This window comes from Spongiibacter sp. (assembly GCF_041602295.1).
GTDB lineage: Bacteria > Pseudomonadota > Gammaproteobacteria > Pseudomonadales > Spongiibacteraceae > Spongiibacter.
On the sequence record NZ_JBFIGO010000015.1, the window covers coordinates 34980 to 43641 of the forward strand.

An 8662-nucleotide genomic window follows, 5' to 3' on the forward strand; every position below is an offset into this window, starting at 1 on the left:
AGCCTCCTTAGACGGTGTTTAGGCGAGCGAGTATGGGCTTAGGCGGCGGAGGACACACGCTCCGCCGCGAGCTGCGGAATGGTAATTTGGAAGCGGGTTCCCACTCCGCTGCGCGAGCGCACGCTGATTCGACCACCGAGTTCGCGCACCGCCTGGCGCACCGCATACATGCCCTGACCGCGCCCGGCATCCTCATCCACCGTCTCGCGCGTCGACAGCCCCGGGTGAAAAATCAAATTCAACATGGCCTTGCTATCGAGGCCCTCGGCTGCTGCGTCGTCAAGTAATCCCGCAGCGATGGCACGCTGCACAATCGCCTGGCGATCCAGGCCGGCGCCATCGTCCTCAACACTGATACGCAGACTGCCGTCGCGGCGACGCAGCAGGCGAATATCCACTTCACCGCAGCCGGTTTTTTCCACCAGGCGCCGCGCCTCGGGGGACTCAATGCCGTGGCTGACAGCATTGCGCAACAGCTGCACGGCGATCGCGTTAATCGATGACGCCAGCTCGCTGTCGAGTTGCACTTCGTCAAAGCCGCTGCACAACACCTCCACCTGTTTGCCCTGACCCTCGGCGAGTTGCGCCACTAACTGGCGGAAATGAGCACTGCGATCGGCGCTGTTGCCAGCGACCGTCACCGGGCTGGCAATAACATTCAGCTCCGCCAATTTGCTTGCGACCCCGGCTATCGTTTCAGTCTGGGAGATCAGCGCATTGAGGTGAACCGCCAAACCCAGGAAGTCCTGACCACTGAGTTGGGGGCGCTCGCGCAGCGCCGCCAGCAGGTCCTCGAAGTCGTGGGCCTGGCTGGCAAAACGGCGCAGATTAAGGGCGGCCGCCTCGCCCTTATAGCTGTGAATCAGTGCGGCAATTTGATTGATCTTGTCCAGATACTGCTCGCGACTGCGGGCGCTCTGCTTGAGCTGATGGTTAATTTTTTCAAAACTGCGAAAGCTGTTATGCAAAAATTCCTGCAGCAATGCACCGTCGCTCTGGATCACCGTAGACAGCAATTCCAGCTGCTCCTCTCCCTGCGACTTGGCGCTCTCCAGCTCGCGCGCCAACTGCACCTGCGCAGAAATATCCTGCACTGTCACCAAAATGTGAACGATTTGGCCACCCTTCTCGACCCGCGAAAAATCAAAACTCAGGTGTTTGTTGGCAAAGCTGCCATCGGCCTGGGGAATATGCACCTCCAGTTGGCGCAGCGGATTGAGATCGCCAATCAGCTTTTGTTTTTTGCGCGGATCAAACAACAGGTTGATAAAACTGGACGCCGTATGGCTTTGCTTATCCGAGACAATGCCGTCGAGCAAACTGTCGAAATGCTTTCCCGCCAGATCTCTGTGACCAAAAATGCTGTGCATCGCGGCGGAATACTGACCGCCAATAACCTGGTCTCTGTCCAAGAGAAACAGCCCTTCATTGACTGTTTCTAAAATTTCTACCGTCTCTTCTCGCGCCAAGGCAATTTTTTCATCGCTAGTTTTAAGCTGGCGCAAAAAATGAAACATGATGATTAAAAAATTAATGATCGCCAGGCTGATCCCCACCGTTTGAATCAAGCGCAGGCGCTTGGCCTTGGAATCGGCGATATTCTCCAGCTCCACCGTCAAGTCGTTCATCAGTGTCAGCAGACGCACATTGTGCCGGCGTCCGTAGGCCACCGCCGCCGGCACCAGCCCGGCAATTTCGCCGAGACTGTCGTCGGCATCAACGGCGAGCAGGGGAGACAATATCCCGTTAAATGGCTGCCATATTGCCAGCGCCTTCGACAGGACCTCTGCGGCGAGGGGCGAATTCGCCGCCTGCAGTGCGACCGGACTGCCATCGGCACCGGCGATCTGCCCGCCGTGTATAAAGGCCTGCAAGGTGGCATCAAACAGCTCGGTGGTGCGCTGTAATTCCGCCAAGGCCTGCCGGCGGCTGTCGGCATCTTCAGCTAATTGGAAATCGAGCAGCGACTTCATCATGCGCTGCGACAACATTCGCTGACGCCCGGCAATGTTAACGCCTACCGCGTCCTCTGAAATTTCATAGGAAATGTAAAAGTTCAGCGTCAGCACCGAGGCATCCAGCAATAGAAAGAGTGCTATCGAGACGATAATGCCGCGATATTTTCCGAAACCAAAATTCATAATATTTTCGCCTTCCTGTAAGCGGCGCCTGCCGAGCAAGCGGTTGCGCAGTGCTTACAGCAAAGAACGGGCCGGCTTTTGCGCTAATGCGAAAATATTTTTTTACTGCAGAGAAATCGTCGACCCGGGCACAAAAAACCTGCCCTTGCACCAACATTAGGCCTGCGCGCTCACAAGTAAGACCACAAACCCGCACTATTACACAGCGCTTTCAGCGGCATTGCACCGCTTTGAGGAGGCCAGCCCGTGCTCACCAGCAGTTCGCCAACAACGCAGCCGGCAAGGCCAAGCGCTACGGCGAGGCCTCCAGCCAGCGCTTGCGCCTCACCTGCTGTCGCAACAGTGCCACCACGTCGTCCAGCGCCGGGCCAAAATCCCGCGGCTGCTGCCCCCGCTCGTCGACAATATCGTCGATCACACTCCGTACAATTTTCTCCAGCAGGTCGCCCCCTAGGGCCGGTTCTCCCGGGTGGTAAGCCAACAACTCGTCGATGGTGTCGCGGCTGGCGCTCACCAGAATATCTTCAATGAGTTCAACAATGGCATCGCCGATGCCCGGCAGACGATCGATGCGCTGGGCGGCCGCATTGTGGGCAATGGTGCGCTGCACTAACTGGGCAATATAGTCGTGAATTTCACTGCGGCGCTGGCGGTATACCGTGCTAGCTGTGCCACCAATGCGCGCCGCCAGCGCACTGGCCAGCGCCTCGCGGCGCGGCGCGAGCACCTGCTTTACCATGCGATCGGGCAGCTGCGATGCACCGCTGCGCAGCTCACTTTGCACACCCGCCAGGACATTGTCGACAATGCGGTCCGACAATTCCTCGATCGCGATACTGTAATAGCGCGCCAACAGGCCGTAGGCTGGCCAGCGCCGCACATCGATGAGTCCCAGGCGCTGCAGGCGAAACAGAATCGACACCACCCGCAAAATCCGCAGCCAGCGGAATCCCGATAGCGGAATACAGCCCAACACGTCGTACCAGTGCACAAAGGGATAAAACCACCAGCGCTCATAGCGCCGTTGCCAGGCGGCGAGCGCCCAGCCCAACAGCACGTCGGTGAGCAGGATCGCCACAAACAGCAGATCGATGCGCTGAAAATCGGCGTGAATACGCTCACTGTAAAGCGCGTAAAAACGCGGCCACTGCTCAGCCAATAGCTGCTGAAACGGCGCAAACATAAACAGGCTGTCAAACAGGATTAGCAGCAGATTCGCCGACACCAACACAATAATGGCGACATCCCATAGCAGTAACAGCTGTTCTTCTAGGCGACTCGCCGCCGGTCGAGCATGGCGACTAGACGGCGGTGTGGGCGATTCATTCATCGATATTTCCTTTGCCGTAACATCAATGGGGTGACCGCCAGCAGCGGGGAAAATTCAATCCCTGGCGCGCCGCAAGGCGCTGCGCTGGCGCACCCGCTCGGCGGGCACACACAGTTGCCGGTAGAGGTAGTCCTTAAAACTCAGCGCATAGGGCTGGCGGTCTATCGCGCGCTGCATACACCACAGCCAGGCGTCGCGCTCGGCGCCGGCCACCGCCAAGTGTTGATGAACCTCGGGAATATTAATGCTGCCGTAGTGCTGCTGGTATAGGCGCGGCCCGCCCAACCAACCGCAGAGGAAGTAACACAGCTTGCGCCGCGATTCGCCCAAGTCTGCCGGGTGCATGGCGCGGATGGCCGCCGCTTGCGGCGCGCTGTCCATAATGTCGTAGAAGGCATCGACCAGCGCGGTCACGCCGGCCAACTCGCCCGCCGCCTTAAAAGAGGCATCGGCATTGCCGTAGCCCGGTTCTGCAATCGCCATCGTTAGCCCACTGTACGCTGAAAACCCCAGTGTATCAGCGCAGACGCTCAATAATCATCGCCGCGCCGATGCCCGAGGCGCCGGTGGCCACCACCATGCCCAGGCGGCCATCGCGATGCTCCAGCGCGTCCATCAGGCAGGATAACAACACCGCCCCGGTTGCCCCCATCGGGTGCCCCTTGGCCAAATGGCCACCGGCAATATTCACCTTATCGGGGTCCACCTGATAGCGCTGCTCAAGCAGCGCCGGCACCACCGCGAAGGCCTCCATAAACTCTATGCAGTCCAAATCATTCAGCCCCAGGCCGGCGCGGCTAAGGGCCTGCTCCATGGCCGCAAAGCCACCGGTTAGGGACTCGGCGGCGCTGCCGCAGCGCTCTGACACCGCCACAATTTTCGCCCGCGGCGCACTGTCCAGCGGCAGCTGTGGGCCGCCTATCAAAGCCAGCGCCGCACCGTCGACCATCGGCGGCATATGGGCAAAACTGTGCAGCGCCTGCAGGGGACGATCGCCAATGGTGTCGCGATAGGGCGCGGCGAACTCCGCAAAGGCTGCCGGCATCGCCGCCAGGGCCTCGGCGGTGACGCCGGCGCGAACCGCCTCATCGCGGTCCAGCAACACCGCGCCGTCACCATCGCACATCGCCACCATCGAGGCATTCAGGGCCGCAACCTGCTGCGCCGCCGCGGCGCGCTGCTGGGAGCGCAAGCTGATGGCATCGAGCTGGGCGCGCGCTACCCCGCTGTGGCTGGCCAGTAAATCCGCCGCCACCGGCACCGGCAAAAACCGCCCGGCGCGGGGCAGGCTGGTATCTTGATAATAACTGGCGCGGTCGGCCATAAACGGCACTTGGCTCATGTTCTCCACGCCGCCGGCCAGGCTCATTTGACTCAGCCCGGCCTGCACCGCCAGCGCCGCCTGGCTGATCGCCGTCAGCCCCGACACGCAGTAATTATTCAGGCTGTAGGCCGCTGCGCTATCGGGCAGGCCCGCCGCCACCTTGCTCACCAGGGCAATATTGCCGCCCTGACTGGCCACCTGACCAACACAGCCCAACAGCAATTGTTGAGCGCTGTCGCGCAGACCGGGATGGCGCTGCTCCAAGCCCGCCACCAGCTGCGCAACCATCATTTGCGGCGCCAGTGCAGCCAGCGTGCCCTGCTCGGGCACCGCTTTTGCGCGCGGGCTGCGCAGGCAATCGTAAAGATAGGCATCCATAGTCGTTCCTCATTGCAGTGCTCGGCGCCGGCAGCAAGCCGGCAGACAAAAGGTATCATAACGCAAGTTACAAATCTTTTGTCGGCAATCCAACGGCGAGCAGGCGACGCCTCAGCGCAAAAAGAACAGCAGCGCCAAGGCCAGCCCAACCGCGACGATAAAGCCCCGCAGCGCCGCCGCCGGAATACGGTAACTCAGCGCCGCACCCGCATAGCCGCCGACAACGGCGGCGCCGGCCAGCACCAGCAGCTGCGGCAGAGCGATCAATCCGCCCGCCCAATACACCGCCACCGCCACCGCTGTCAGCAGCGCCGACATGGCATTTTTTAGCCCGTTCATCGCCGGCAAATTGCGCTGCCCCAACAAGCTCAGCGCCGCCAACAAGATAATGCCCAAACCACCATTGAAATAACCGCCGTATACGCACACGGCAAACAGACTCAGCAGGGCGATAGCGGTGGGCGCCGGACGCCGGCGCCGCAGTAGCGTCGGCGCCAGGGCAAACATGGCGGTTGCCAGCAACACCAACCAGGGAACCAGCGCCGCAAATACCTGCGCGCTACTGTGCAGCAAAATTCCCGCACCGACACAGCCGCCCAGCAAGGTGAGACTCAGCAACAACGGCAGCGAAACACCGCGGGGCACGGCAATATCGCGGCGAAACCGCCAGGCACTGACCGCGTAACCCGGCAGCAGCGCGGCGGTGCCGGTGGCATTGGCCACCACTGGCGGCAAGCCGACGTACACCAGCGCCGCCAGAGTAATAAAGCTGCCGCCGCCGGCCAGGGCATTCAGCGCGCCGCCCAACACACCGGCGACTAGCAACAGCGACAAGTCGACCACGAGCTCAGCCGCCCGCCGGTGTATCGCGCGGCTCGCGAATCACCACCGAGCCGGCGATTTTGTCGTGCCAGCCCTGCTTGCGTCGGTCCCAGCCAATCCACAGCAAGCCCAAACCCAGCGGCAACATGGCGGGGATATAGGCAAAATAGCGCAGCAGCGACTGGGCCAGCGTCATGGTCTTGCCGGTGGCGGCATCCACCACCCGCAGACGCAGCAGCATCTTGCCCGGTGTGCCGCGAAAGCGCCGCCAGAACCACAGCGTTAATACCAGCGGCAACACATAATTGAGCAGTCCATCCCACAGCCCCAGCAACGGCCCCTGATGCTGCCAATAGTCGGCGCCGTAAATCCAACTCAACGGCAGATAAATCACCGGCAATAACAGCAGCACATCGATCACCGTGGCGATCGCGCGCAACAAAAAACCGGCATAGTGGGGGGAATCCTGCATAATCACGTTGCTCCATATTCATTTGCGAGCAGGTCTGCCACGCAGCACCGATGGTAAGCAAATTTTGCCTGAATAACAGCCGTCACACCCAGCGGCGGACTGACGGCGTAGCAACCCTATTGCACGGCTGTGCGACCGCTTTCCAGATACTTCAGGCCTGGGCTCTCCGACGAAAAAACACGGCCCTTTACGGCCGCCCTACCCTACCGAAAACAGCGGCTTAACACCGACGCCAAACTACCCGCGGCCTAGCGACTGTGGATAATAGCTTGAACCTAGGGAAGCTCCGCCCGTTTCGTTTACCGGCTCGTTACTCTAGCTAACCAGGACGCGCAAGCTGCGCTCCACCGCAGTCGTATTACCGGCCTTGTAAACTTGCGCCATGACATTTTGCTTGATCGCGGTTGACGATGTACGGGGGTTATAGAGCACTTGTTTAATCTGCTTGCCCACCGACTGCAGATACGACTCCACCGCTAGGTTATGCGGCTGACTCCCCCAGTCTTCACCAATCACAAAAATGTCTGCCTCCAAGGCCTTGCAGCCAGACACGTATTCAAGTTCGTCATAGGGGCGCACAATGTCAACACAGCGCAAAGCACTCAACATTTCCATACGCTGCTCCAGCGGAATCACCGGCACATTCGGTTTGTAAGAATTGACCACGCGATCTGAAGCAACACCGACGGCCAGAACACTCCCTAATGACTTACAGTATTCGAGTAAAGCCAGGTGACCAACATGCAGTAAATCAAAGGTGCCTACGGTATATACCATCATTTGCAATTTAATCCTGTTAAAAAATTATCTATGCCAGCGTGGCTAGCGGCAAGGTTCGCTGCACGGTCGCCCGCTACCAAAGCTTCCAGATATAAATCCCGCTTATTCCACAGGTATAAAATGCCAACAAATAAACATTCCGGGGATTACCCGAAAGCTTCGGCGTTTTAATTTGAGAAACATTGAGAGCCGCCAAGCCGACAGCGGTAACAGGAAGCAGTAGCGCGAAAACGCCACTTGGAATCACACTTTCCAACAGGAACACCGACACCAGCACGAGATTATTATTATCCAGCGCCAAGCCCGTATATTTAGCCCCACCAGACAGGCCATAGGTACTGAAATAGCTCAGGCGTATAGCGCTGGCCGCAATGACCACAAAGGCGACGGGCAACAATACCGGAGCGAATTCCCCATAACTCAGCAGCAGAATGGCCGGAGCAACACCATAGCTAACGATGTCTATTAGCAAATCAAGCTGACCACCAAACACTCGGTCACTGCCGCTGCGGCCCGCCATGCTTCGCGCCACTAGGCCGTCGGCCCAATCAAAGGCAACAGCCCAAACCATAGCAATCATTACCGCGTAGTAAACGCCGACAATACTGAAATAAATTGCCAATACCGTGCAGGCCAAGCCGGCAAGCGAACACAGATTAGGAAGATCTTTTACATAGGAGAGAATAGAGGGTTGTAACTCGTTAAGGTCTTCGCTAATTGCGCTCATGGAGCTCCTAAGAAATAAGGAAAATTCAGGAACACACCTCACTGCCGACAAAAAACTCGCGCGCCCCTGCTCAAGTAAACAGAGGGGTGCTAGAAGTCTGGCATGTACTCATGCAAAATCAAAAATACAAACAGCGGATGCAATGAAACTATGCCATTTGCCTACGGCAAACAGCATCAAAATAAGGAGGATAGAGGCGTGTGGCCAGTAGGCTCGATACAGAAAATACTAAGCCCTGCACTATACGCGCTATTGCGTCGGGAACACAGCGGTATATCATTAACTGCAGAACCGCACTTACTTGTCTTCAGCTACACGGCTCACAACAGGCAGCATCACCGCTGCGGCAAACACTCTTGAAGTCTTCGTCACCGGATAAAACCGTGTCTAACCGAACTTTGTTTAGCCCCGCTGTTTCGTTTTATAAAATGCGACAACGGCGACCACTCGCGACGCCACTGCCATCGGTTCACCGCATACGCCCCCACAGGGCCAATAATTACCACCCTCACGGCCACCCCGCCACAGAGAACCATTGATTATGCACGGCGTATTTCTCGACAGCGACAGCTTTTCACCCAACGACCTAAGCTGGCAGGCCCTGCAAAACAGCGTGGACACGGCGACAATTTACCCGCACACCGACGCAGCTGACACCGCGGCGCGTATTGCCGACGCCGAAGTCGTG

Annotated in this window: 8 protein-coding genes; all 8 read right to left on the reverse strand. The window is 58.6% G+C overall.

The window, feature by feature from the left end; all coding sequences use genetic code 11:
* Nucleotides 1-38 precede the first annotated feature (38 nt).
* On the reverse strand, nt 39-2141 hold the full coding sequence (locus tag ABYM29_RS04755; protein WP_372862774.1) for an ATP-binding protein: 2103 nt from the start codon (nt 2139-2141) through the stop codon (nt 39-41).
* Nucleotides 2142-2433: 292 nt separating this feature from the next.
* Nucleotides 2434-3471 (reverse strand): hypothetical protein, encoded by a 1038-nt coding sequence (locus ABYM29_RS04760; RefSeq protein WP_372862777.1) that lies wholly within the window; start codon nt 3469-3471, stop codon nt 2434-2436.
* A 54-nt stretch (nt 3472-3525) separates the two neighbouring features.
* Nucleotides 3526-3954 (reverse strand): group II truncated hemoglobin, encoded by a 429-nt coding sequence (locus ABYM29_RS04765; RefSeq protein ID WP_372862780.1) that lies wholly within the window; start codon nt 3952-3954, stop codon nt 3526-3528.
* A gap of 34 nt (nt 3955-3988) precedes the next feature.
* On the reverse strand, nt 3989-5173 hold the full coding sequence (locus tag ABYM29_RS04770) for an acyl-CoA thiolase (RefSeq protein WP_372862783.1): 1185 nt from the start codon (nt 5171-5173) through the stop codon (nt 3989-3991).
* 111 nt (nt 5174-5284) lie between these two features.
* Complete coding sequence (locus ABYM29_RS04775) at nt 5285-6016, reverse strand: sulfite exporter TauE/SafE family protein (RefSeq protein ID WP_372862785.1); 732 nt, start codon at nt 6014-6016, stop codon at nt 5285-5287.
* A gap of 4 nt (nt 6017-6020) precedes the next feature.
* Complete coding sequence (locus tag ABYM29_RS04780) at nt 6021-6467, reverse strand: RDD family protein (RefSeq protein ID WP_372862788.1); 447 nt, start codon at nt 6465-6467, stop codon at nt 6021-6023.
* Nucleotides 6468-6782: 315 nt separating this feature from the next.
* Entirely contained in the window at nt 6783-7247 is a 465-nt protein-coding gene (locus ABYM29_RS04785) for an adenylyltransferase/cytidyltransferase family protein (RefSeq protein ID WP_372862790.1), read from the reverse strand.
* Nucleotides 7248-7320: 73 nt separating this feature from the next.
* Nucleotides 7321-8016: a phosphatidylcholine/phosphatidylserine synthase gene (locus ABYM29_RS04790; protein ID WP_372862795.1), complete on the reverse strand. Its 696-nt coding sequence runs from the start codon at nt 8014-8016 to the stop codon at nt 7321-7323.
* Nucleotides 8017-8662: the final 646 nt, after the last annotated feature.

Coding starts and splice junctions, on each gene's coding strand:
- ABYM29_RS04780 (WP_372862788.1), bottom strand. CDS start 6,467: ATGCAGGATTCCCCCCACTATGCCGGTTTTTTGTTGCGCGCGATCGCC.
- ABYM29_RS04770 (WP_372862783.1), bottom strand. CDS start 5,173: ATGGATGCCTATCTTTACGATTGCCTGCGCAGCCCGCGCGCAAAAGCG.
- ABYM29_RS04785 (WP_372862790.1), bottom strand. CDS start 7,247: ATGATGGTATATACCGTAGGCACCTTTGATTTACTGCATGTTGGTCAC.
- ABYM29_RS04760 (WP_372862777.1), bottom strand. CDS start 3,471: ATGAATGAATCGCCCACACCGCCGTCTAGTCGCCATGCTCGACCGGCG.
- ABYM29_RS04765 (WP_372862780.1), bottom strand. CDS start 3,954: ATGGCGATTGCAGAACCGGGCTACGGCAATGCCGATGCCTCTTTTAAG.
- ABYM29_RS04755 (WP_372862774.1), bottom strand. CDS start 2,141: ATGAATTTTGGTTTCGGAAAATATCGCGGCATTATCGTCTCGATAGCA.